The sequence below is a fragment of the Caulobacter sp. BP25 genome (assembly GCF_002737755.1).
In the GTDB taxonomy this organism is placed as follows: Bacteria; Pseudomonadota; Alphaproteobacteria; order Caulobacterales; family Caulobacteraceae; genus Caulobacter.
The window spans coordinates 263,622-284,770 of the sequence record NZ_PEGH01000018.1; the positions used below are offsets into that span (position 1 = coordinate 263,622).

Sequence of the window (21,149 nt, forward strand, 5' to 3'; positions counted from 1 at the left end):
TTCGCTAAGCATACAAATCGCCTGGCGTACAAATGATCGCTCCAACAGCGGCGCGCCAGCGCAAGGGAAGGAACACCATGAGCTCGACCCAGGCCGTCTTTGATCGCCGCGATCCTGTTACGGGCGAGGTGGCGACCACCGCGATCGCTATGAGCCCGGACCAAGCCCGCGCCGCTGCGGAAGCAGCCCAGGCGGCCTTGCCGGCATGGAGCGGGCTGGGGCCGAACGCCCGTCGAGCCCTTATGTCGAAGGCCGCCGAGGCGCTGGAGGCGCGAGCTGACGCTTTCGTCGCGGCGATGATGGGCGAGATCGGCGCGACCGAGGGGTGGGCCCGGTTCAACCTGATGCTAGCCGCCTCGATGGTTCGCGAGGCCGCCGCCCTGACCACTCAGGTGAGTGGCGAGGTCATCCCTTCTGACAAGCCTGGTTGCCTGGCCATGGCCGTGCGCGAGCCGGTCGGCGTGATCCTGGGCATTGCGCCTTGGAACGCGCCGATCATCTTGGGCGTCCGGGCGGTCGCCACGCCTTTGGCCTGCGGCAACACCGTGGTGTTGAAGGCCTCCGAGAGCTGCCCGCGCACCCATGAACTGATCGCCGAAGCCTTTGCCGCTGCGGGCCTGCCGGCGGGCGCGCTGTCGATCGTCACCAACGCGCCGGCCGACGCGGCCGAGGTGGTGGGAGCGCTGATCGACCATCCGGCCGTGCGGCGGATCAACTTCACCGGCTCGACCGCCGTGGGCAAGATCATCGCCAAGCGCGCGGCCGAGCACCTCAAGCCGGTGTTGCTGGAACTGGGGGGCAAGGCGCCGCTGATCGTGCTGGACGACGCCGATCTCGATGAGGCCGTGAAGGCCGCCGCCTTCGGCGCCTTCATGAACCAGGGTCAGATCTGCATGTCGACCGAGCGGATCATCGTCGTCGACGCCGTGGCCGACGCCTTTGTCGAAAAGTTCAGCGCCAAGGCCGCCAGCCTCGCGGTCGGCGATCCGCGCGAGGGCAAGACGCCGCTGGGCGCCGTTGTCGACCTGAAGACCGTCGCGCATGTCCAGGCCTTGGTGGCTGAGGCCGTGGAGGCTGGCGCCGTTCGAGTCTCTGGCGGGGACGCCGAGGGCGTTCTGATGCCGGCCACCGTCGTCGATAAGGTCACGCCCGCCATGCGTCTCTTCCGCGAGGAGAGCTTTGGGCCGGTCGTTGGCGTCATCCGGGCCCGCGACGAGGACCACGCCGTCGCCCTGGCAAACGACACCGAGTACGGCCTGTCGGCGTCTGTTTTCACCCGCGACATCGCCCGGGGCCTGAAGGTCGCGCGACGTATCCAGTCAGGCATCTGCCACATCAACGGCCCCACCGTGCACGACGAGGCTCAGATGCCGTTCGGCGGCGTCAAGGCCTCGGGCTACGGCCGTTTCGGCGGCAAGGCCGGGATCGACGCCTTCACCGAGTTGCGCTGGATCACCGTCGAGACCCAGCCCGGCCATTTCCCGATCTGACGCCCGATCGCCTTGCGCTGATCGCGTCCCGCCCAGACCCACAAGGATTACCCATGACCACGACTAACGACACCGCGACCTTCACGGTCGAGAACCGCATCGCCTGGGTGAAGTTCAACCGCCCCGAAAAGCGCAACTGCATGAGCCCGACCCTGAACCGTCGGATGATGGAGATCCTGGACGAGCTGGAGTTCCGTGATGATGTCGGCGTCCTGGTTCTGACCGGCGAAGGGACGGCCTGGTCGGCGGGCATGGACCTGAAGGAGTATTTCAGGGAGACGGAAGCCCTGGGCCTGGGCGCGACCCGAAAGGCCCAGCGGGAATCCTACGGCTGGTGGCGACGTCTGCGTTGGTATCAGAAGCCGACCATCGCCATGGTGAACGGCTGGTGCTTTGGCGGCGGCTATGGCCCGCTCTATTCGTGCGACCTGGCCATCGCCGCCGACGAGGCCCAGTTCGCTCTGTCCGAGATCAACTGGGGAATCCTGCCCGGCGGCGGCGCCACCAAGGTGGTGGTCGATCTGATCCCCATGCGCGACGCGATGTACCATGCGATGACGGGCGAACTGATCGACGGCCAAAAGGCGGCCGCCTGGCGCCTGGTCAACGAGAGCGTTCCGTTGGAGCGCCTCGAGGCCCGCGTGAGGGAGCTGGCCGAGGTGCTGCTGAAGAAGAACTCCGTGGCCTTGAAGGCGACCAAGGACGCGGTCCGCAGGGTCAAGGAGATGACCTACGACAGCGCCGAGGACTATCTGGTCCGGGCCCAGGAAGCGGCGAACTTCCACGACAACACCGGGCGCAAGGAAGGCATCAAGCAGTTCATCGACGACAAGACCTACAAGCCCGGATTGGGCGCCTACGATCTGGCCAAGCAGAACTGAGACGAGGGTGGGAGGAAACGACGAGGGGAGGAGGACCAGATGACGCCGACGGACCATGTCGCCATTCAGGCGCGCCTCCAGCCCGATCGGCTGGCGGCCGTGGATCTGGCCACAGATCGTCGTTGGACCTACGCCCAGCTCGACGCCGCGATCGCACGCGCCGCTGCGGTGCTGCGGCGGCGAGGGGTGGGGGAGGGCGACCGTTTGGCGACCCTGGCGCGCAATCGGGTGCTCCTGGCCATCTTGCATCTGGCTTGCGCTCGGCTTGGGGCCATATTCGTTCCGCTGAACTGGCGGCTCAGCAGCGCCGAGATCGCCACCTTGATCGAGGACGCCGAGCCCGTTCTGATCGTCGGCGACGCCCAACTCGCCGCCCACGGCCTCAACGGGATCGACCTAGACGTTCTGCAGGCCGAGATCGACGACGCCGAGCCGGAGGCGACCGGCCCCGCTGATCGCGAACGCCCCTCGCTGATCCTCTACACCTCGGGCACGTCGGGTCGACCCAAAGGCGCTCTCCTCTCCGAGCGCAACCTCGATCAGACGGCGGTCAACTTTGGACGCCTGGGCAAGGTCACGCACCAGAGCGTCTTTCTGGTCGATGCGCCGATGTTCCACATCATCGGCCTGATCACCTCCATCCGGCCGCCCCTCATGCACGGCGGGACCGTGCTGGTGTCCGACGGCTTCGAGCCCGTTCGAACGCTGAGCCGGCTGGGCGATCCGGCGTTGGGCGTCACCCACTATTTTTGCGTGCCCCAGATGGCCGCGATGCTGCGCCGCGCGCCCAACTTCGCCCCCTCGGCTCTGCGTCGATTGACGGCGGTCTTCACCGGCGGCGCGCCGCACCCCGCCGCCGATATCCGCGCGTGGCTGGCCGACGGCCTGCCGATCGTCGATGGCTACGGCATGAGCGAGGCCGGCACTGTGTTCGGCATGCCCCCCGACCTGGCGTTGATCGACGCGCGCGCCGGCTCGGCCGGACTGGCCATGCCGTCCGTGGCCACCCGGATCGTCGATGACCAAGACGCCGACTGTCCTCCCGACGTCGCCGGCGAACTGCTGTTGAAAGGCGACAATGTCTTCCAGGGCTATTGGCGCCGACCTGAGGAGACCGCACGGGCCTTCACGCCCGATGGCTGGTTTCGCACCGGCGACATCGCCCGCGCGGACGCCGAGGGGTATCATTGGCTGGTCGATCGCAAGAAGGACATGTTCATCTCGGGGGGAGAGAACGTCTATCCGGCCGAAATTGAGGCGGCCTTGGCGGACCATGCGGCGATCGTCGAATGCGCCGTGGTCGGCATGCCCGACCCTCGCTGGGGCGAAATCGGTCACCTCGTCGTCACCTGCCGCGAAGGCGTGGCGCTGAATCTGGCCGCGATCCTGGACCATCTGGAAGAACGGCTCGCGCGTTATAAGCTGCCCAAGGCGCTGACCTTGGTGGCGGCCCTGCCGCGTACGGCCTCGGGCAAGATCCAGAAGGCGATCCTGCGCGAGCAGTTGCTCGCGGCGGGAACGACCGGCCAGCCTGACGGAGGGTGAAATGGTGTCCAGTCTCGACGAGCGTGGCGGACCGGGTCGAAGCGTGGTCGGGCTCGACGCCTGGAACACGATGGTCGCATCAAATTTCGACAACCTCGTCGTGGACGCTGACCGCGAAGGCTTCGAAGGCCGGATGGACGTGCGCGATCTCGGCGGAATGGACTTGTCCATGGTCGCCTCTAGCGCGGCGGTGGTGCGTCGGGGGCGCTCGGCGATGGCCCGGCGGCCCTATTTCAAGCTGCACGTTCAGGACGTTGGCCGCAGTCTGAACCTCCAGGAGGGCCGCGAAGCGGTGTTGGACGAGGGCGACCTCATGCTCTGCGACCCGGCTCGGCCCTATACGATCCGCTTCAACGACGCCAACCGCATGCTGGTGCTGCGCATTCCTTCCGAACGTCTGGCCGAGCGGATGGGCGATCCCGAAGCCCTGTGTGGTCGCCGCCTGGCCGGAGATAGCTTGGCCGGCGCCTTGCTGACGTCCTTTATTCGCACGCTCTGGGCGAACGCTGGACAAGGCGCGGCCCCCGTGGGCGAAGCCGTGCAGGAGGCCGCGCTCTCCTTGCTTTCAGCCGCCGCAGGGGAAAGCGGCGACACGGCGCGCTGCGATATGGATGGCGGCCATCAGGGCGCGAAGGTGCGGATCAAGCGCTTCATCGACGAGAACCTCTGCGATCCCGACCTCAGCGTTGGTCGGGTTGCCTGCGCGCTGGGCGTCTCACCCCGCTACGTGCAGATGGTGTTCGCCGGCATGGCCACGACGCCTTTGGCCTATATCCGGCGCAAGCGGCTGGAGCGCGCGGCCAGAGCCCTCCGAGACGCGAGGGGGGGCTGCAATATCACCGACCTGTCGTTCAGCCTGGGCTTTAACGACCTTTCGCATTTCAGCCGTGCTTTCAAAGCCTTCTACGGCGTCGGCCCACGCGAGTTCCGCGCGAGTTGAGTTTTAGGGTCCCGGCGTTCTCGAAAACGACGTTGGGCTTCGCATCCGTGAAAGTCGCCTTCGCGCCTAGCCAAGTCTGATCGCGCCGCCCGTGCTCCTGTGTCGACAACGACATAAAAAGGGAGGTTCGGGCCATGGTGCGCAAGCTCTGGCTATATCGGGTGTTTGGGGCGGCGTCTGTGCTGGCGCTAGCGGCGGCCGGCTCCGCGCATGGTCAGGCCGTCGAGGAAGTTGTCGTCACCGCTCAGAAGCGGGCCGAGAACGTCCAGGACGTGCCGATCGCCATTTCGGCCTTCACGGCCAATGCGCTGCAGGAGCGGGCGGTGGGCAATGTTGCTCAGCTGTCCAACCTGGCGCCCAACGTCACTCTGGACGGCGGCACGCCGTTCTCGGGTTCGCCGTCGGTGCTGTCGGCCTATATCCGCGGCATCGGCTCGGACGATTTCGCGTTCAACATCGACCCCGGCGTCGGCATCTACGTCGATGGCGTCTATCTGGCCCGCACCGTTGGCGCCAACCAGGATCTGCTGGACGTCGAGCGCATCGAGATCCTCAAAGGCCCCCAAGGCACGCTGTTTGGCCGCAACACGATCGGCGGGGCGATCTCGATCGTGACCCGCGAACCGGGCGACGAGTTTAAGTTCAAGGGCGACGTCACGGTCGGCAGCTTCAACCTGATGCAGGCGCGCGGCAGCGCCGACCTGCCTCTGGCCGAGGGGTTGTCCTCGTCGATCACATTCGGGATCAAGAGCCGCGAAGGCTATGTCGAGCGCATTCCCTATCCGGATGCTCGGGCTCGCAACACCACCTCCTACACCGCCTTCCCATCATCGGGTTTCGACACGGCCGCGCGTGAGGGCGGTGAGAACAGCTGGAACCTGCGCGGCAAGCTCAAGTGGAAGGGCGAGGCGACCAAGGTCGTGCTGTCGGCCGACTACACTCGCGAGGACGGCGGCGGGCTAGCCAACACCCTGATCGGCACGACCACGTCGGTTCCCGGTAACTTCGCGGGGACGAACAACCTGCCGGGCACGGCCTTCGATCCGACAGGGACCACCGGCTTCCTGTTCGGTGGGCTCTACAATTTCTGCATCGGCGCTACCCCGACCCAGATCGCCGCCCGCAACGCCCAGGCCCTGTGCGGCGTGCGCGGCACCCAGTACAGCCCCGGCCTTCACGTCGCCTCGCTGGCCAGCGTCAACGTCGACGCAGATCCCAACAATGATCGGCTTCCCTATGACAACCGCTTCGTCAGCAAGGACATCGACAAGAGCTACGCCACCGGCAACAGCTTCTCGAACATGGTCAACTGGGGCGCGGGCGCGACGGTCGAGCAAAGCCTGACCGACGATGTGACGCTGAAGTCCATCACCGCCTACCGCAAGCTGCTTTGGAAGAGCGGTACCGACGCCGACGGTTCGCCGCTCAACGTCGGCCAGCTCAGCTTCAATATGAAGCAGTGGCAGATAAGCCAGGAGCTGCAGCTCCTGGGCTCGGCCTTCGACAAGAAGCTGAACTACGTGCTGGGCGGCTACTACTTCAAGGAAAAGGGCTCGCTGCACGACTACGTCACCTTCGACGAGGGCTTGCTGCAGGTCGACGGGCCCAATCTGCTGGAGACCAAGAACTACGCCGCCTTCGGCCAGGTCGATTGGCGACCGATCGACCTGATCGGGATCACCATCGGCGGTCGTTATACCAAGGAGAAGAAGCTGTTCGATGGCGGGCAGCAGGACCTGAACGGTTTTAACTACAAGCTCTTCGGTTGCTCGGACGCCAACGGCAACATCAGGCCGAACGGCGCCTTCCCGCTGGCACCGATCTCGTGCCAGACGGGCCTGAACTACCCGGATCCCAACAATCCGGTGCGGGTCTACGCCCCGGGCGTCAATGAGCAGACGTTCAGCAATTTCTCGCCCAAGATCGGGGTGCAACTGCACCCGGCTGACGACCTGATGACCTATGTTAGCTGGTCAAAGGGCTACAAGACCGGGGGCTGGACGACCCGTCTGACCAATCCTCAGCTGGCCGCTCAGCCGTTCGGCGAGGAGACCGCCACCACCTGGGAGGCCGGCTTCAAGTCCAAGCTGCTGGATCGCCGCCTGCAATTGAACGGCTCGGTGTTCCAGACCCAGTACGACGGAATCCAGCTGAACTTCCAGCAAGGCACCTCGCCGACTATCCGAAACGCCGGGGACGCCAAGATCAAGGGTGTCGAGGTCGAGGCGGTCGCCGTGCCCGTGGAAGGCCTCACGATCAACGCCTCGGTGGGCTATCTGCACGCCCGCTACACCGAGGTGCTGGCCGGCGTGCTGGCGGTCAGCGGCCCTAACGTCTTCCAGGCGGGCACCTTTGTCGGGGCCCCGCTGCCCAAGACGCCAAACTGGAAGATCAATTTCAGCCCGCGCTACGAGTTCAAGCTGGCCAACGGCGGGGAGGTCACGGTCATCGCTGACTGGACCTACACCTCCAGCATCTGGAACAACGCCCAGCGCACCTATGTTCTCAAGCGTCCCGCGGTTCAGGTGGTCAACGCCAGCCTCGCCTACGCCGATCCGGACGACGCCTGGAGCGTCACCGTCGGCGGCACGAACCTGACTGACAAGCGCTACCTGACCACCGGCAACGAGAACATCGCCGCCGGCGCGATCTTTGGCACCTACAGCCGGCCGCGCGAGGCCTATGTCCGCCTCGGCGTGACGTTCTAACCAAAGGCGGGGCGAGGCGTCCGCCGCCCGCCCCATTTCGCCCTTCGGGGCCTGTTGATTGAGGAGCGTGAGATCGCGATGAACGACATGAGCCAACGTCCCACCGTGGCGATCGAAGCGCCGCTGCTGTCGGCCGATCAGTGGGCCGAACGGCTATTCTCCGACGGCTGGCGCGTAGCCCAGGGCGGCGTGATCGAGGTGCTGGAGCCGGCGACCGAGACGGTTCTGACCTGCGTGGGTCGGGCCGACCGCTCGGACGTCGCCCGCGCCGCCGCCTCGGCCAGGGCGGCTCAACCGGCCTGGGCCGCCCTGACCGCCGACGCGCGGCAGAAGGTGCTGCTGCGCGCCGCCGACCTGTTGGAACAGCACACCGCCGACCTCGCGCCCTGGATCATGCGCGAGAGCGGCTCGGTGGGCGGAAAGGCCGCCGTCGAGCTTGAGCATGCCGCCGGTTTCGTGCGGCAGGCCGGCGTGATGGCGACCGAGGCCGCCGGGCTGGTCTTGCCCGCTGCCCCGGGCAAGACCAGCATCGCCCGTCGCGTGCCCTTGGGCGTGGTGGCGGTGATTTCACCGTTCAACTTTCCTCTGGTCCTGTCGATCCGCGCGGTCGCGCCCGCCCTGGCGGCCGGCAATGCGGTGGTGCTCAAGCCTGATCCGCGCACCCCGATCAGCGGCGGCTTCCTGATTGCTCGCGTCTTCGAAGCCGCTGGCCTGCCGGAGGGGCTTCTGCATGTCCTGCCCGGCGACGCCGAAGCCGGCGACGCCCTGTGCCGAGATCCCAACATCGCCATGATCGCCTTCACGGGCTCGACCGGCGCTGGCCGTAAGGTTGGCGAGGTGGCGGGCGCTCACCTGAAGAAGGTGTCGCTGGAACTAGGTGGCAAGAACCCGCTGATCATCCTCGATGACGCCGATCCGGATGTCGCGGCCTCGAACGCGGCATGGGGCGCCTGGCTGCACCAGGGCCAAATCTGCATGACCGCGGGGCGGCTGCTGGTTCAGCGTGGGATCCACGACGCGGTGGTCGAGCGATTGGTGGCCAAGGCGGCGCATTTGCCAGCGGGAGACCCCATGAGCGGCAACGTCGCGTTGGGGCCGCTCATCAGCCGCGGGCAGTTTGAACGCGTTCAAGCTATTGTGTCCGACACCGTAGCGGCCGGCGCGCATCTGGCTGCGGGAGGGACGTATCAAGGACTTTGCTACGCCCCGACCGTACTGACCGGGGTCACGCCCGGCATGCGGGCTTTCGATGAAGAGATCTTCGGTCCGGTCGCGGCGATCACCGTCTTCGATGATCTGGATGAGGCGGCGCATCTGGCCAACCTTGGCGAGTACGGTCTGGCCGCCGGGATCATTACCGGTTCCGTGGGGCGCGGCATGGAATTGGGTAAGGCGCTGGAGGTTGGTCATTTGCACATCAACGACGCGACACTCGACGCCGGACCGCATGCGCCTTTCGGCGGGATGAAGGCCTCCGGTAACGGCACCCGCATCAGCGGGCCGGCCAATCTGGACGAGTTCACGACGTGGCGGTGGGAGACCGTCAAGGTCGCCGCCACGGCCTATCCTTTCTAGAGCCTTTTGTTTTGACGCATCTTCCGACGACGGGCCTTTATCCACGGCGTCGGAAGATGCTCTAGGAGCGCTTGCGCATGCAGATCACCGCCGCCGTCACCCGCGCGCCGACCGGGCCGTTCAGTTTGGAGACCCTGGAGATCGACTCGCCGCGAGCGGGGGAAATCCTGGTTCGGGTGGTGGCGACGGGGGTCTGTCACACCGACATGGTGATGCGCGATCAGCACCTTCCAACCCCGCAGCCCGTGGTCCTGGGCCACGAGGGTGCGGGCGTCGTCGAGCGTATCGGGGCGGGCGTGACCAAGGTGGCCGTCGGCGACCATGTGGTCATGACCTTCAACTCCTGCGGCCATTGTCCATCCTGTTCGGATCATGCGCCGACCTATTGCTACGAGTTCTTCCCGCGCAACTTCATGGGCGCGCGGGAGGACGGCTCGTCCGGGCTGTCGAAGGGCGAAGAGGTCATTCACGCCAACATCTTCGGCCAGTCCTCGTTCGCGACCCACGCGCTTTGTCACGAACGCAACGCGGTCAAGGTCGACAAGACCGCGCCGCTTGAGCGGCTGGGGCCGTTGGGCTGCGGGGTAATGACGGGAGCCGGCGCGGTGATGAACGCGCTGAAGGTTCCGGCTGGACGCTCGCTCGTCGTGTTCGGCGCCGGCGCTGTCGGGCTTTCGGCGGTGCTGGCGGCCAAGGCGATCGGCGCTGGCCCGATCATTGCGGTCGACATCAACCCCGAGCGTCTGGCCCTGGCTCTGGAGCTGGGCGCCGATCATGCCCTGAACGGCGCCGAAGGTGGTGTCGTCGAGAAGATCCAAGCGATCACCGGCACGGGCGCGCATTTCTCGATCGACACGACGGCCAATCTGAAGGTCATGCGTCAGGCCGTCGACTGCCTGGGCGCGCGCGGTGTCTGCGGCTTGGTCGGCGCGTCCAAGATGGGCGACGAGTTGCCGCTGGACGCGGTGTCGGTGATGAGCGGCGGCAAGGTCGTGCGCGGCGTGGTCGAGGGCGACGCCGATCCCGACGTGTTCATCCCAGAGTTGATCGCCCTGCACCAGGCCGGCCGCTTCCCGTTCGATCGCCTGATCCAGTTCTATCCGCTGTCGGACATCAATCAGGCGGTGGCGGATGGCGAGGCTGGTCGGGTGATCAAGCCGGTGGTGCGGATGGCCTGATGGGCCCGGCGGCTCAGGAGCTAAGCCCGTTACGTTCCCAGCGTGTCCCCGAGGGGCCCCTATGATTGAGAACTGGATCACCATCGGCGGCGTCCGGATCCGCTATGTCGATAGCGGAGGTGAGGGCATCCCTATGTTTCTTCTCTCCGGGATCGGCGGATCTCTGGAGTTCTGGTCCAACCAGTTCGGAGCACTGGGCGAGAGCTTGAGGCTCATCGCGTGGGACTATCCGGGTCATGGTCTGTCGGACGGGGACGGCCTACCCCATGATCCCGATCGCTATGCGACGTTCGCGCTCGACGTCATGAACACGCTGGGATTGGAGCGCGTGGTGGCGGTCGGCAATTCCTTGGGAGGCGCGATCGCTCTACGCATGGCCGGACTGGCGCCAGATCGCATTGCGGGCTTGGTGCTGGCCTCGCCGGCGATGATGGGCCCCGAGGTCTTTCTTCCGTTCCGCTTGATGGCGCTGCCTCTGCTGGGCGAGCTCATGAACAAGCCTGGGAAATTGTCGGTCGAACAGCAGATCGCGGCGCTGTTCCACGACCCCGCGTCGGCGACCGTAGCGCTGCGTCGGGTCATTTGGCGCAACGTTCATAAGGATGGTGCGTCGCGAACACTGCTGGCCACCATGCGCCTGACATTGTGGATCGGAGGCGTTCGCAAGCGCTATTGGGCGCGGAGCCGCGCGCTTTTAGCGGCGACGACCTGTCCGATCCTGTTCATCCATGGAAGGCAGGATGTCGTTCTTCCCGTTCAACAGTCGATCGATTGCGCGGGGCTGAACCCGCGCGCCGAGGTAAAGCTGATCGAAGACTGCGGGCATACCCCCCAGATCGAGATCCCCGAGAGGTTCAATGAGGAACTCCTGGCCTTCGCGCGAAAGGTCGATGGGGGCCTCGAGGTTTCTCAATAACCGATATCGCGCGGGACTTTCGGCGTTCAGAGATCCAGCACCAGGCGCGGTGAGCGGGCGCGCGAGCAGCAGGGCGTGAACTGGTCATTGGCGGCGCGTTCCTCGTCGGTCTGGAAGGCGTCGCGGTGGTCGGGCTCGCCGTCGATCACGCCAGTCAGGCACGTGCCGCAGACCCCTTGCTCGCAAGAGACGGGGACGAAGACACCCGCGGCCTCAAGCGCCTGCGCGGCGGTCTGGTCGGCTGCGACTGTCACGATCTGGCCAGTGCTGGCGATCAGCAGTTCGAACGGCCGATCCTGGCCTTCCGGCGCGGGCGCGGCGGCGAAATGTTCCTTGCGGATCTGGTCCGGTGACCAGCCGCGCGCCAGAGCGCCGTCGATCACGTGCGCCATGAAACCACCCGGGCCGCAGACATAGAGGCGGCGTCCAGGCGCTGGCAGGGCCAACGCCGCGTCGAGGTCCAGGCGAGTTTGCGCCTCAGCGTCGAACGACAACCGCACCGCGCTCGCGAAGGGCGCGGCCGCGAGCTCGTCCAGGAACGCGGCGCGAGACCGGTCGCGCGCGCAATAGTGCAGGGCGAAAGGGTGGCCCAGGGTCGTTAGGCGCTTGGCCATGGCCAGGATAGGGGTCACCCCGACCCCGCCCGCGAACAGAACATGCTCCTCCGCCGTCTCGTCCAGCGCGAACAGGTTGCGCGGTGGGCTGATTTCCAGCGTCGCGCCTTCGGTCAGCGCCTCGTGGACATGGGCCGAGCCGCCGCGCGAAGCGGGCTCGCGCAGCACGGCGATCCGATAGAAGCCGCGTTCTGCGGGGTCGCTGCACAGGGAGTACTGCCGCGTCAGGCCGTTCGCTAGGAACAGGTCTATGTGCGCGCCCGCCTCGAAGGGCGGCAGATCGCGCCCCTCGGCGCAAACCAGATCCAGCCGCACGATACCTTCCGCAGCCTGGGCGCGGGACGCCACCCGAACCTTGATCATCCCGCTTGCGCCACTGAGGCGGTCTCGGCGGCGATCGCCTTGTCGATGGCCATGCGCGAGCGCACGCCGCCGGCGTCGATGTTCAGCTTCAACAGCTTGCGGTCGGGATAGGCCAGCAGGTTCTTCTGCTGGCGCTCGAGCATCTCCAGATCCTCGGAGAAGATCTTGCCCTGGCCCTCGCGAATGGTGTCGGTCAGGGCGGAGTCCGACACGGCGAAGCTGCGCGCCATGCCCCAGAAGTACCAGTGCGAGGTCTCGGTCTCGGGGGTGATGAAGTCGACCACCACGCTGGAGACCTTCTTGTCTGTTGGGGCGTGATAGCCGCCGTGGCCGGCCAGGGCCACGCCCACCTCGATCATCACGTGGCTGGGCAGGGAGAAGCGACAGATCTGCCAGCGATCGACCAGGGCGTCCTCGGGCAGGCCCGCGCCGCGCAGGGCCATTCGCCAGAAGGGCGGGGCATGGATGCCCTCCATGAAGCGACTGGTCACAACCTCGTCGCCCTCAAGGCGGGTGGTTACCGGCGCCTCGTCGATCTCTTTCTGGCCGATGCTGCTGGCGTGGACATAAGTCTCGTGCGTCAGGTCCATCAGGTTGTCGACCATGAGCCGATAGTCGCAGGCGATGTGATAGAGGCCGCCGCCATAGGCCCAGTCGGGGCTGTCGGCCCAGAACAGCGGGTGCAGCTTAGCCGGGTCGGCCTGGGCGGGATCGCCGGGCCAGACCCAGATGAAGCCATGACGCTCTAGCACCGGAAAGGCGCGGATCGCGGGGAAGGCGGCGACGCGTTGGCCCGGCATCGCCGTGGCGCGGCCTTCGCAGCCCATGGTCAGGCCGTGATAGCCGCACACCAGTTCGCCGTCGCGCACGAAGCCCAGCGACAGAGGCGCGCCGCGATGGGGGCAGAAGTCCTCAAGGGCGACGACGCGTCCCTCCTTACCGCGGTGGAAGACCATGGGCTCGCCGCAGATACGACGCCCCAGAGGCTTCTCGGTGATTTCCTGGGGCGTGCAGGCCACGTACCAGGCGTCGCGCGGCCACGCGGCGGCTATCTCGGAGCGCATGTCGTTTCCTCGTGTTTCCGGCCTTATTATTGGATCCAATATCAGATCGGAAATGCAGATCCGTCAATCATTGGATCCAATAATGCGCCGATTTTCCTTGTTGCTCGGCAAGTGGATCCAATGACGCTGGCTCGTGGGTTGTGAATGTCGGGGCGGGGCGGCTAGGGTTGCGACTATGGACAGCAAGCGTATCAAGCCCGGCCAACGCGTGATCGTGGCGCTGCGCAAGATGATCGCCTCGGGCGAGATCAAGGGCGGAGAGCGCATCGCCGAGATATCGACCGCCGCCGCGCTGGGCGTTTCGCGCATGCCGGTGCGCACGGCTTTGCGGGCGCTGGAGCAGGAGGGGCTGGTCGAGCGCCTGGGCGCGCGCGGCTACGCGGCGCGTAGCATGTCCAGCGCCCGGATTCGGGACGCCATTGAGGTGCGTGGCGTTCTAGAGGGCTTCGCGGCGCGACGCTTGGCCGAACGCGGCATGCCGCCTGAGCTTCGCGCCCGGCTGAGCGCGCTTTTGGAGCAGGGCGAGGCGCTGTTCGCCGCCGGCCGACTGGTCGCCGAGGACATGGATCGCTACGCCGCCTACAATCTGGCTTTCCACGACGCTCTGGTGGCGGGCGCGGGAAACAGCGCGATCGAGACGGCTTTGGCGCGCAACAATTTCGAACCGTTCGCGGGCGCGGGGGCCTTGGCGCTGGATCTAACGGATCTTGACGCCGAGTATGACCACTTGCTGGCCGCCCACCGTCAGCACCAGTCGGTGTTCGACGCCATGGAGCGGGGCGATGTCGTGACGGCGGAGCGGATCATGCGGGATCACGCCCTGGCCGCAATCCGGAACGCCAAGGTCTTTGAGGCGGCCGCCGAGGCGAACATCCCGGTTGGGCTGGCCCGGACTATCCGGGCGGACTGATCTTGCGCCGGGGCGACGGCTTGTCGTCCTTTTCGGCGGACGCGAAACAGCAGCGTGGTTGAATATGATCTAACCGTTTGAACTAGAGGCCATTTTATCCCTTTCGGCTTGCTGCGATCAAATCGCAAAGGGCTCTAGCCGTCGTGAGAGAACCGCTCTAGATGCGATCGGCATATAGTTTTCCTAGCATACAAATCGGAGCTTGATGGCCATGGAGGACATCGCCGCTTTCGGCGTTCTGGGCGAACGTTTGGGACTGACGCTGCATTATGCCGATGTGCGGGCCATGGCGGGACTGAGCATGCGCCTGGCGCCGTTTGGCGTTACGCCAGCGCGCGCCACGGCGGTCGTCTACATCGCGCTTAACCCTGGCTGTGATCAGATGTCCTTAGGCCGCGCGCTCGGCATCAATCGAGCGAGCACAGTAAAAGCAGTCAATGAGCTAGAGACGCTGGGCGCTATCGAGCGGCGTCCCGGCCGCGACCGTCGCGCCAACGCCCTACACCTGACCGCCGCTGGAGAAACGCTGCGCGCGCGGATCGAACAAGAGACATTGGAGCATGATCGCGCCGCGTTCGCCTCCCTGTCAGCGGACGAGAAGGCGCAGCTTAGTCGCTTGTTGAGCAAGATCCGATCTGACTCCGCAGCGGAGGGCTGATATCCGTACATGCCCAAGACTTGAGTTTCAGCGGAAGGCTATCGTTTAGCACTGAGACTAGCAGGAAGCAGGCCGTCCATGCGTCGGGCTCGCCGATGGCCTGTTTCTCCTGCGCCTTGACCCTGAAACATCTCTTAGAGCGCCGCCTACGTTATTGATGTCAGTGTCGTAGTTTAAGAGGGCGAGCGTTTTGGCAGCGTCGTTAGCGTCAGCAGCAGAGCCGTCGCAAGCAATGCAGCGTCGATGCCCCAGCCGATCGGATCGGCCATCGCGCTAGCTTGCAACACCCCGTGCGCCACGCAAACCAGGGCGAGGAGGCCGGCGGTGATCTGGCGGAGCGCTTTTGAGACGCCAGCCGGCGTCCCAAAGGCGGCCGAGGCGCAAGCGGCCAGGGTGGCTAAGCCCCAGACCACGACGGGGGCCGGGGTGGACGATAGCAGGCTGACCAAGGCCGAGAAGGCATAGGCGAGCGGCTGGCTCCACGCGAAAGCGACCCAGAGTCGTTCCCAGCGAGGCGCTGGCCTTCCCTTGTCCCGGCGACGAGCCAGCCAAATGGCGACTCCGCTGGCGGTGACGGCGGTGAGACCAAGGCCCAGCAGGAAGTAGGCGATCTTTACCGGCCAACCGCCGAACCAGCCGAAATGCAAAGGGGTCATGGCCGAGAGCACGCGGAAGCCCAATGAGCCGCTTTCGTAGCCGACCTCGCCCAGAATTCGCCCTTCGCCGTCGACCACGACGGTCTCGCCGCGCGACAGACGTCCCTCTGTGGCGACATTGATGATGGCGTGCTGGCCGCGCTCGCCCGGATGCTCGACATAGAGGTAGGTTGGGCGGGCGTCGGGATAGCGGGCGGCGATGGCGTCGAGGGCCGCGCCGACGTTGATGATCTTGGCGGCCGGGCGCGGGTCGTCGGCGACGGTTGGCCCGCGGAACAGCGCATAGGCCTTGGCCGTGTCGCCCTTGAACGTCGCCAGGGCCAGGACGCCGACGATGATGGTCGTCAGGCCCAGGAAGGCGCCGGTTAGCGAAACGGCGAGATGGAACGGCAGGCCCCAGACCGAAACTCGATTGTGCAGGTCCGCCTCCTGCAGACGCTTGGAGCCGCCCCAGCGAAAGGCGAAGGCGTCCTTGAAGACCCGGGGATGCGACAGCACGCCCGAGATCAGCGACGACAGCAGCGCCACGCCCGTCAGGCCGACCACGAACCCGCCCCAGGCGCGCGGCAGGTGAAGCACCGTGTGGAGCTCGGCCTGGAATTCGGTCCACGGGGTCCGCGCCTCGCCGACCAGCCGCCCGGCCTGATCGGCGACATAGGTATGCTCGCCGCCGTCCGCATCATCGCCATGGACGGTCAGGCGAGGGTGGTCGGGCGTTGGCAGGCGCACAAGCAGGTCGTGCGGCTTGGTGATCTTGGTGAGGGTAGCCTGGACGGCGGCGTCCACCGCTTGGGGCGAAACCGCGTGCAAGACGGGCCCCTGGGGTTGCTCCCAGCGGCCGAACTCCTGGGTGAACACCGCGACCGATCCCGAGAAGCAGACGAGATAGATCAAGGCCGCGAAAGCCAGGCCCAGTGCTGAATGGCCTGCCAGCATGGCGCGTACGAAATCGGCCGGGATCTTCGGCCAGATCGGCTTGCCTGCGGCCTTGGTCTTTGCGGGCGTGGTCTTGTCTGGCGAAGCGTCCACTATAGCGCCCCCTTTAGGAAAGCCGCGCCCAGGGTCAGGGTCGCGACGCCGGCTAGGACCGCGAAGGCCCGCAGGATTTTGTCGTCCGAAAGGGTCCAGGCCATGCCGCCGGCCCACAGGAAGGGGACGATCAGTCCGCCGATGACCATCCGACTCTGGATCTGGCCCGGCGCGCAGATCGCCACCGCCAGGCCGCAGCCCAAGGCCGCCACGCCAGCCAACGGACCGGCCAGAAACCCGCGCAGCCAGCCGCGCCAGGCGACACGTCGGCGATCAGAGGGTTCGGGCGCCAGCTCCCGCACGGCCTTCTTGCGGGCGTTGCGGCGCTCGACCCCGGCCGCGACGAAAACGAGGACCGCGGTCGAGCCCACCGCCAGGATGGCGGAGGGGCCGCGCACAGGCCCCATCAGCGGAACGGAGGCGGCGATCGCCAGGATCAGCAGGCTCCAGCCGCCCAGGATCAGCCAGGGACGTTGCGGGCCAGGGCCATCCCAGGCGCGCTTCAGCAGAACCGCGCCGGCCAGCGGCAGGGGCGCTAGGGCCAGAGCCCAGAACGCGCTCACCAGCGGGTCTCCAGGGTCAGGCCCAGGATGCGGGGCTCGCTCAGCATCGCCACGCCCACGTCGGCGCGGGTGTATTGGGCGTAGGTCGCGTTCAATAGGTTCTTGCCGTAGATGTAGGCGCCCCAATGGGCGCGCTCGTAGCCAAAGCGGCCGTTGAACACGACGCGTTCCTTAACGACGTCGTCCTGGGCCTGCTGCAGGCCGCCGACGAGTAGCTGCGGGACCGGTAGTTTCCGTCCAGGTGGGCGATCAGGCCGTTGGCCCAGCGATAGTCAGCGCCCATCGCCACCGTCCAGTGCGGGGCGTAGGGGAACTCCGATCCCGCCAGATTGCGGGTGTCGACGCCCGATGTAATCGTGAAATCGTCGAACTTGGTCTTGGTGCGGCCCAGCGAGGCGTACCAGGACAGGGCCTGGTTGACGCGCTGGGCGACCTCCAGTTCGAAGCCGTAGAGGTGCGACTTGCCCGCGTTGCGGACCTCGTAGTCGTAGCTGTTGAGGCCAAGGTTCACCGTCACCTGCTGGTCCTTCCAGTCGACATAGAAGGCGTTGGCGTTGACCGTCAGGGTCCCGTCCAGCCAGGCGGTGCGCAGCGAGGCCTCGTAGTTCCAGGTGTATTCGGGGTCGTAGGCCGCGACGGTCGAGCGGGCGATGTTCACCGTCGAGCCGCCGGAGCGGTAGCCGCGCTGCGCGACGAGGCTGGTGTTGATGTCGCGCGTCCAGTCGTACTTGACGCCGACCTTGGGCAAGAAGGCGTTGAACTTGCGGGTGTCCTCCGGCGCCGTGGAGCTCGCCTGGGCCACCATGTTGCCGACGAAGGCGTTCACCAGGGTCACGTACGGGGCGTAGGCGCCGAAGGACGAGGCGGTAGGATAGGTCCCCGTGAACCGCGCGACCTGGCTGCTGCTGCTGGTGTTCTTTTCGTGATCGTAGCGGAAGCCGCCCAGCAGGCTCAGCTTTTCGGTCAGGGCGAAGCTGGCGTCAGCGAAGATGGCGCTGGTGTCGATCACCGAGGGCTGATCGCCCGAATAGTCCACCGGGATCACCGGCAAGGCCGCGATATAGAGATTGGCGAAGGCGTTGGCCTGAGCTGCGGCGGCGGCCTGCTGGGCGGCGGTCGGGCTGGGGATGCTCGCCAGCAGAGTCGAGGTCAGGGTGCTGACCAGGGTCGTGCGCGGGAGGCGACATTGACCTGGCTTGTCGTCAGGTCCTGGGCGTCGCGCTTGGCGTGAAAGAGGCCGATCAGACCCTTCAGGCGTTCGCCGTCGTAATTGAGGCGCAGCTCCTGCGAGGCGGTGTCGGTGTCCTGGCGGCGCGCGCCGTACGAGGTCCTGACCGAGGTGAAGTCGAGGTCATAGACGGCTCGGGTATTGACCGTGTTCAGTGAGGCGATCGCGTTCAGGGTGAGGGCGTCGTTGAGCTTGTAGACGATGTCTGCGGTCAGGACGTCGGTCTTGGTGTTGGTGCGGTTCGGATCGCCCGACAGGTCCACGCGGTGCTTGTAGTATTCGGGCGTGTCGATCCGCGAATAGGTGAACTGATAGCCCGCGTCCCGGTCGCTGTGGGCGTATGTCAGCATTGCCTTCAGGCCCGGCAGGGCGGTCGGGGTGAACAGCAGCTTGCCCCGGACGGTCAGGCTGTCCAGGGCGTCGGTGTCGCGTTTCAGCGTCGGATTGTAGACGAAGCCGTCGCTGTCCTTCTTCTCGACCGAGGCGCGGAAGGCCAGCTGGTCGGCGACGATCGGGCCGCCGCCGGCGATCGCGTAGGTGCGCTCGTCGCCGCTGGCCAGATTCACGCGCGCCCGGAACTGGGGCGTGTAGGTGGGGTTTGCCGATGCGATCACGACCGCGCCGGCCAGCGAGTTGCGGCCCTGCAGCGTCGACTGCGGACCGCGCAGCACCTCGACCTGGCCAATGTCCCACATGTCGAGCGGACCGCCATAAACCGCCTCGATCGGCAGGGCGGCGCCGTCGACATAGACCGTCGCCAGGCCGCCGGTCCCGCCGCCCGAGACGTTCATGTTGCTGACGCCCCGGATCGTGAAGCCGGTCTTGCCATAGGTCTCGCTCATATTCGCCGTGCGGGCGACCACGTCATAGAAGGTCTGGATGTTCTCGCGCTCGATGCGGGCGGCGGTGGTCACGGCGACGCTGGTGACGGTCTGTTGGAGGGAGCGCGATGTCTTCTCCCCGGTGACTAAGACGGCGTCCACGGCGGTGGACTGATCGTCGCTCGGCGTCGTGGGGGAGCCGACCTCTCCGGCCCAGGCGGCATGGGCCAGGCTCAGGATCGCAAAAGAGCAAGCGGTCAGCAGATAACGACGCATGAAAACCCCCAGGCGAGACATGGCGGAGGGCGCTACTCTAGATAATATTGCGAGTCAAACGCATTAGCATGTTCACGTGAAACCGCTTCAGGGCTCGGCCGCAGCCAAAGCCGAATGTCTGATGGTCGGACGGGTGCTCGCGCCGGCGAACGCCATGATCCCAGGCGCCCCTACTGCCTGGCTTGGCGTCAGCCTTTCGTGGAGCAGCTCACCGCCAAGCGGATCAGCGCGCGACTTGCGCGGGGGCGAACCAGCACCGAATTTTGCAAATCGACCTGCAAACTGGTCGATAGCCAACGGAGCTAAGGGCTTGAAAAGTGGTGGAGGCCCGGGCCGGAATCGAACCGGCGTGCACGGATTTGCAGTCCGCTGCGTCACCACTCCGCCACCGGGCCATCCGGGTGTCGACGCGAAACGTCGGCGGGGGAGGGCGTTCGATACAGGAGCGCCCGCTGCGCTGCAACTTCGAAAATGCCGAGCGGATCGCGTCCATTCCCGGGCGTCGCTGATCGCGAATGCTTCAAAACCTCGCGCGGATCTTTCATTTTCGCTACGGGTGGTGACATGCAGCAGGATGAGCGGGGCGGGAAGGTCACCATCGTCGATATCGCCCGCGAGGCCGGCGTGTCGATCAAGACGGTTTCTCGCGTCATCAATCGCGAGGAAGGCGTCGGCGAAGAGACGCGGGCGCGTGTTCAGGCGCTGGTCGATCGCCTGTGCTATCGTCCGAATGTTTCCGCTCGCTCGCTATCCAGCCGCCGCAGCTATCTGATCGGCGCCATCTTCATGCGCGTGGGCGCCTATCACTATGTCGGCGAGGTGCAGGTGGGAGCGATGCGCGCGTGCCGCCGCGCCGGCTATCATCTGGGCGTCGAGCAGGTGCGGCCGCCCGAGGCCGTGGGCGGCGTCCAGGGCTTCGCCGAAGGGCTGCGCGACGCCCGGTTCGACGGCGTGGTGCTGACCCCGCCCACGTGCGACGACCCCGAGGTCCTGGCGGCGGTCGAGGCTGCGGGGCTGCCCTATGTCCGTATCGCGCCGCACCGTGAGTTCGAACGATCGCCCTACGTCTTCATGGACGATCGCAGGGCGGCGCGTGAGCAGACCCTTCGCCTCTGGAACATGGGTCACCGGCGGATCGCCTTCATCGATGGGCCCGCCGACCATGGCTCGGCGGAGCGCCGTCGCCAGGGGTATCTCGAGGCCATGCGGGATCGCGGCGTCGAGCCCCGGCCCGAATGGATCGCCAAGGGCGAGTTTCTCAGCCTGTCGGGCTTCAACGCGACCGAAGCCCTGCTGCGGTTGAAAGAGCGGCCTACGGCGATCTTCGCGGCCAATGACGAGATGGCCGTGGGCGCCTTGGCCGCCGCGGCCAAGAACGGGCTGTCCGTCCCGCGTGACCTTTCCGTGGTCGGCTTCGATGACACGCCCGCCGCCGAGGCGGCTTGGCCGCGCTTGACCACCGTCCACCAGCCCACGGCGGAAATGGCGGAAGCCGCCGTCGAAATGCTGATCGACGGATTCGGCGATGAGCGTTTCCGCGCGAGGGTCACGGCGCGCAAGCTAGGCTATCGGCTGGTCCAGAGGGATTCGGCCGCGCCGCCGTCCGCCTAGGACGCTTTTGGCTGCGGATCGCGCCCTTGGAGACCGATTTTTGACTCTTCTGCGAAAGCAGAGAACGAAGCTTCGCCAGAGCTGCGGTTAGGCAGGCGAGTTCCGTCTCCTGTACGCAATTTC

Annotated in this window: 17 protein-coding genes and 1 tRNA gene; 11 read left to right on the forward strand and 7 right to left on the reverse strand. The window is 66.3% G+C overall.

The annotated features are described in order from the left end of the window. Positions 1–77: 77 nt before the first annotated feature. The 8 genes from CSW59_RS15110 to CSW59_RS15145 all read left to right on the forward strand — a co-directional run bounded on the left by CSW59_RS15110 (position 78) and on the right by CSW59_RS15145 (position 11,233). A complete protein-coding gene (locus CSW59_RS15110) occupies positions 78–1,490 on the forward strand; it encodes an aldehyde dehydrogenase (RefSeq protein WP_099444816.1) in 1,413 nt (470 codons plus the stop codon). Between the two features lie 53 nt (positions 1,491–1,543). Beyond that, positions 1,544–2,371 (forward strand): p-hydroxycinnamoyl CoA hydratase/lyase, encoded by an 828-nt coding sequence (locus tag CSW59_RS15115; protein WP_099444817.1) that lies wholly within the window; start codon positions 1,544–1,546, stop codon positions 2,369–2,371. 39 nt (positions 2,372–2,410) lie between these two features. Beyond that, on the forward strand, positions 2,411–3,916 hold the full coding sequence (locus CSW59_RS15120; protein WP_099444818.1) for an AMP-binding protein: 1,506 nt from the start codon (positions 2,411–2,413) through the stop codon (positions 3,914–3,916). 1 nt (position 3,917) lies between these two features. Continuing rightward, positions 3,918–4,856 carry a helix-turn-helix domain-containing protein gene (locus tag CSW59_RS15125; protein WP_099444819.1) on the forward strand — a complete coding sequence of 313 codons (939 nt, stop codon included), beginning with the start codon at positions 3,918–3,920 and terminating at the stop codon, positions 4,854–4,856. A gap of 134 nt (positions 4,857–4,990) precedes the next feature. Further along, complete coding sequence (locus CSW59_RS15130; protein WP_099444820.1) at positions 4,991–7,564, forward strand: TonB-dependent receptor; 2,574 nt, start codon at positions 4,991–4,993, stop codon at positions 7,562–7,564. Between the two features lie 111 nt (positions 7,565–7,675). Continuing rightward, entirely contained in the window at positions 7,676–9,139 is a 1,464-nt protein-coding gene (locus tag CSW59_RS15135) for a benzaldehyde dehydrogenase (RefSeq protein ID WP_099445266.1), read from the forward strand. A gap of 77 nt (positions 9,140–9,216) precedes the next feature. Next, positions 9,217–10,317, forward strand: a complete 1,101-nt coding sequence (locus tag CSW59_RS15140) for an NAD(P)-dependent alcohol dehydrogenase (RefSeq protein ID WP_099444821.1) — start codon at positions 9,217–9,219, stop codon at positions 10,315–10,317. A gap of 61 nt (positions 10,318–10,378) precedes the next feature. Continuing rightward, positions 10,379–11,233, forward strand: coding sequence for an alpha/beta fold hydrolase (locus CSW59_RS15145; RefSeq protein ID WP_099444822.1), 855 nt, complete (start codon positions 10,379–10,381; stop codon positions 11,231–11,233). A 26-nt stretch (positions 11,234–11,259) separates the two neighbouring features. Here the strand turns inward: CSW59_RS15145 and CSW59_RS15150 are convergent, their stop codons facing one another. Both CSW59_RS15150 and CSW59_RS15155 read right to left on the reverse strand, forming a co-directional pair. Continuing rightward, positions 11,260–12,210: a PDR/VanB family oxidoreductase gene (locus CSW59_RS15150; RefSeq protein WP_099444823.1), complete on the reverse strand. Its 951-nt coding sequence runs from the start codon at positions 12,208–12,210 to the stop codon at positions 11,260–11,262. Further along, positions 12,207–13,274 (reverse strand): aromatic ring-hydroxylating dioxygenase subunit alpha, encoded by a 1,068-nt coding sequence (locus CSW59_RS15155; protein WP_099444824.1) that lies wholly within the window; start codon positions 13,272–13,274, stop codon positions 12,207–12,209. Before CSW59_RS15155 ends, CSW59_RS15150 begins: the two co-directional genes overlap by 4 nt. 175 nt (positions 13,275–13,449) lie before the next feature. On the opposite strand from CSW59_RS15155, the gene CSW59_RS15160 reads away from it, so the two are divergent. Together CSW59_RS15160 and CSW59_RS15165 are read left to right on the forward strand one after the other, a co-directional pair. Then, positions 13,450–14,184, forward strand: coding sequence for a GntR family transcriptional regulator (locus CSW59_RS15160; RefSeq protein WP_099444825.1), 735 nt, complete (start codon positions 13,450–13,452; stop codon positions 14,182–14,184). 211 nt (positions 14,185–14,395) lie between these two features. Next, positions 14,396–14,842 (forward strand): MarR family winged helix-turn-helix transcriptional regulator, encoded by a 447-nt coding sequence (locus CSW59_RS15165; protein ID WP_236632233.1) that lies wholly within the window; start codon positions 14,396–14,398, stop codon positions 14,840–14,842. Positions 14,843–15,015: 173 nt separating this feature from the next. Here CSW59_RS15165 and CSW59_RS15170 read toward each other — a convergent pair whose 3' ends face one another. The 5 genes from CSW59_RS15170 to CSW59_RS15185 all read right to left on the reverse strand — a co-directional run bounded on the left by CSW59_RS15170 (position 15,016) and on the right by CSW59_RS15185 (position 19,810). Further along, on the reverse strand, positions 15,016–16,527 hold the full coding sequence (locus CSW59_RS15170) for a PepSY domain-containing protein (protein ID WP_099444827.1): 1,512 nt from the start codon (positions 16,525–16,527) through the stop codon (positions 15,016–15,018). After that, positions 16,527–17,090 carry a hypothetical protein gene (locus tag CSW59_RS15175; RefSeq protein ID WP_099444828.1) on the reverse strand — a complete coding sequence of 188 codons (564 nt, stop codon included), beginning with the start codon at positions 17,088–17,090 and terminating at the stop codon, positions 16,527–16,529. The genes CSW59_RS15170 and CSW59_RS15175 overlap by 1 nt, the downstream gene beginning before the upstream one ends. Before the next feature lie 91 nt (positions 17,091–17,181). Beyond that, positions 17,182–18,135 carry a TonB-dependent receptor gene (locus CSW59_RS21445; RefSeq protein WP_236632234.1) on the reverse strand — a complete coding sequence of 318 codons (954 nt, stop codon included), beginning with the start codon at positions 18,133–18,135 and terminating at the stop codon, positions 17,182–17,184. Between the two features lie 104 nt (positions 18,136–18,239). Continuing rightward, on the reverse strand, positions 18,240–19,415 hold the full coding sequence (locus tag CSW59_RS21450) for a TonB-dependent receptor (protein WP_236632235.1): 1,176 nt from the start codon (positions 19,413–19,415) through the stop codon (positions 18,240–18,242). A gap of 321 nt (positions 19,416–19,736) precedes the next feature. After that, positions 19,737–19,810: transfer RNA gene (locus tag CSW59_RS15185), tRNA-Cys, on the reverse strand. Between the two features lie 169 nt (positions 19,811–19,979). Here CSW59_RS15185 and CSW59_RS15190 point away from each other — a divergent pair. After that, positions 19,980–21,026 carry a LacI family DNA-binding transcriptional regulator gene (locus CSW59_RS15190; RefSeq protein WP_099444829.1) on the forward strand — a complete coding sequence of 349 codons (1,047 nt, stop codon included), beginning with the start codon at positions 19,980–19,982 and terminating at the stop codon, positions 21,024–21,026. Positions 21,027–21,149 lie beyond the last annotated feature (123 nt).